Source organism: Paraburkholderia caledonica NBRC 102488 (assembly GCF_000685095.1).
Taxonomy (GTDB): domain Bacteria; phylum Pseudomonadota; class Gammaproteobacteria; order Burkholderiales; family Burkholderiaceae; genus Paraburkholderia; species Paraburkholderia caledonica.
The window spans coordinates 1-2127 of record NZ_BAYE01000057.1 but is presented as its reverse complement, the minus strand read 5'-3'; the positions used below and the strand labels follow the sequence as shown (position 1 = coordinate 2127).

Here is a 2127-nt window from a genome sequence, read left to right as displayed (position 1 = left end):
TGGCTTCCGTATCGAACTCGGTGAGATCCAGGCGGCGCTGCGGGCGCATCCCGAGGTGCGGGATGTGGCGGTGCTGGTGTCGGGCCACGGCAACGGCGACGCCAACAACGGCAACGACAACCGGCGTCTGATTGCCTATGTGGTGCCGCGCGGCGGACCCGATACAGGCGATGCGGGACGCTGGCAGACGTGGCTCGCCGCGCGTCTGCCGGGGCATATGGTGCCGTCGTCGTATGTCGAGCTTGAGCGCTTTCCGTTGACGCCGAATGGCAAGCTCGATCGCCGTGCATTGCCTGCGCCGGAGACGGCCACTTCGAGCCGCGCGACTTATGTCGCACCGCACGGCGAAACACAGACAAGGCTTGCCGCGATCTGGCAACAGGTACTCGGCGTGGAGCGCGTCGGCGCACACGACGATTTCTTCCTCCTTGGCGGCCATTCACTGCTGGCAGTGCGTGTCCTGTCGGCCGTGCGTACCGTCTTCGGCGACGCGCCCGGGCTGCGGGCAGTGTTCGAACATCCGCGTCTCGAAGACTTTGCGACGCTGCTAAGCGCCGCGCAATCCGCCGAAGCCGACGACGACGCGCTAAGGTCGGCGTCCGGCGTTGCGGTTGCTGCTGATGGTGATGCTGCTCCGATGGTTGGCGCTACTGCGGGCGCTGTGGCCACATCCGTCGCATCATTCACCTCAGTCATCGCTGCCGACATCGCCTGTCAAGCGGACGTCACCGCGCCCATGCCGCTTTCACCGTCGCAGCAAAGCTTGTGGTTCCTGTGGAAGCTCGATCCTCAGAGCGTGGCATACCACGTGAACGGTGCGCTCCGCTTCGACGGCCAGCTCGACGTCGATGCGCTGCGTGCAGCGTTCGTCTCGCTGGGCAAGCGGCATCCCGCACTGCGGATGCGTTTCGCCGAGATAGAGGGCGTTCCATGCCAGCGCATCGACGGTGCATGCCTCAGCGAGATTCGCCTGCTCGATTTGGCGAACACGCACAACGGGACCAGCGACACCGGCAACGAAGCGCTGGCCGCGTGTCTCGCCGCGCTCGTTCGCACGCCGTTCGACCTGAGCGCCGAGCCGCCTGTGCGCGCGACGCTCGTGTGCATGGCCGACGACTGTCACGTGCTGCATCTGGTGCTGCATCACATCGTCAGCGACGACTGGTCGCTCGGTCTCCTGTTCGCCGATTTCTCGCGCCTGTATCGCGACTACTGCGCAGCGGGTCCTGCTGCGTCTGTGACGTCTGTCGCGTCTATCGCCGAAGACGAGCGCGTCGCCGCCACATCGGCCGCCGCCTATCGCGAACTGATATCGGCGCGCGCGGCTCGACTGACGCCCGAGCGCGAGTTGCAACAACTCGCATGGTGGCGCGCCGCGCTCGCGCATGACGACGAGTCTCCCGCGGCGCTTGCGCTGCCATACGATCGAACGCGCTCCGGCCAGCGCTGCGCGCCCGGCGCGCGTCATCGCGTGCGCGTGTCTGCCGGCACAGCGCATGCGTTGCGCGCGCTCGCAAGCGCGCGTCGCGCGACGCTCTTCATGACGCTTCTCGCCGCAGTCGATGCGCTGCTTTACCGATACTCGGGCCAGTCCGATATTCGCCTTGGCGTGCCGCTCGCGGGCCGCGATCTGCCGGGAGCCGCGGACGTCGCCGGCTTCTTCGTCAACGCTGTCGTGATCCGCACTGCGCCGCGCGGCGAAACGCGCGCGGCGCAACTCATCGACGATGTGCGCGAGCGGCTGCTCGGCGCTTACGCGAACCAGGACGTGCCGTTTGCGAGCGTCGTCAAGGCGGTGCAACCGGAACGCGACCTGGTGCAGACGCCGCTCTTCCAGGTGCTCGTCAATCAGCAACAACGCCATGATCTCGCTGCATCGTTCGGCGAGGGACTGCGCGTGACGGTGCAGGAAGCCGACAACGGCGAGGCGCAATTCGATCTGATGCTCAATATCGCAGAGGCCGCCGACGGCGCGATCGACCTGACGTTCACGTACGCGACCGACGTCTTCGACGCGTCCACCATCGAACGGTTAGCGCGTAATTTCACGGGCTTGCTCCAACAGTGGAGCGCGGCTCCCGATGCACGGATTGCATCGTTCGAACTACCTGAACTCGGTGACCAACC

At 66.2% G+C, this 2127-nt stretch carries 1 protein-coding gene; it reads left to right on the top strand.

Annotated elements, in window-relative coordinates; translation table 11 throughout:
• Positions 1-2127: condensation domain-containing protein (locus BCA01S_RS36350; RefSeq protein WP_042320532.1), on the top strand; the 2127-nt coding region annotated here is incomplete at both ends.